This is a genomic window from Candidatus Pelagibacter communis (assembly GCF_001179945.1).
GTDB lineage: Bacteria > Pseudomonadota > Alphaproteobacteria > Pelagibacterales > Pelagibacteraceae > Pelagilacustribacter > Pelagilacustribacter ubique_A.
Map to the genome: position 1 here is coordinate 1 of NZ_CVSG01000018.1, position 861 is coordinate 861.

Consider the following 861-nt stretch of genomic DNA (forward strand, 5'->3'; position numbering starts at 1 on the left):
GATGATTAGCGATACGGCTGGTTCAAAAGCTAAGCCTTACTTCCCTTTTATATTTAGTTTGTTTATGTTTGTTTTATTTTGCAATATGGTAGGAATGTTGCCATACTCATTTACAGTTACAAGTCATATTATTGTTACTCTGATATTAGCTTTGTTTATATTTATAGCAGTAACTATAATTGGCTTTGTTAATCATGGTTTTAAGTATTTAAGTATTTTTGTTCCTAGTGGAGTTCCAACCATACTATTACCTTTAATTACTGTTATAGAAATTATTTCTTACTTGAGTAGACCCGTAAGTTTATCAGTGCGTTTATTTGCAAATATGATGGCAGGTCATACAATGCTGAAGGTTTTTGGAGGATTTGTAGTGAGTTTAGGAATATTAGGTGGTTGGTTGCCGCTTAGTTTTTCAGTAGCATTAACAGGCTTAGAAATTTTAGTAGCCTTTCTACAAGCATATGTTTTTGCAATATTAACCTGCATCTACTTGAATGATGCATTAAATTTACACCATTAATTAAAAAAGGAGGAAAAATGGAGTTAGAAGCGGCAAAAATGATTGGGGCAGGTCTTGCTGCAATCGCATTAGCTGGAGCTGGTGTAGGTATCGGAATAATTTTCGGTAACTACCTATCTGGGGCAATGAGAAATCCCTCTGCGGCTCAAAAACAATTCCCTAACTTGTTATTAGGGTTTGCGTTAGCAGAAGCAACAGGATTGTTCGGGCTTGTAGTAGCTTTAATTATTTTATTTGCATTTTAGTAAATTGAATATGAAAAGTTTGTTAAGTTTATCAATAGCACTTGCGGGTATAAATACAAATTTGTATTCGGCTGAGGCAGGTATGCCTCAGCTGGA

The 861-nt window shown here is 34.6% G+C and carries 2 protein-coding genes; both read left to right on the top strand.

The features are described 5' to 3' along the window. Positions 1–520, top strand: a 520-nt coding sequence (locus tag AMN78_RS00760) for a F0F1 ATP synthase subunit A (RefSeq protein WP_075533729.1), incomplete at its 5' end; no start/stop codon positions are given. 17 nt (positions 521–537) lie between these two features. Next, the gene (locus AMN78_RS00765) at positions 538–765 is read left to right on the top strand and encodes a F0F1 ATP synthase subunit C (RefSeq protein WP_006997791.1); all 228 of its coding nucleotides are present in this window, start codon (positions 538–540) and stop codon (positions 763–765) included. Positions 766–861 lie beyond the last annotated feature (96 nt).

Bases quoted from the DNA above. Each gene is read 5' to 3' on its own strand.
- AMN78_RS00765 (WP_006997791.1), top strand. From the start codon at position 538: ATGGAGTTAGAAGCGGCAAAAATGATTGGGGCAGGTCTTGCTGCAATC.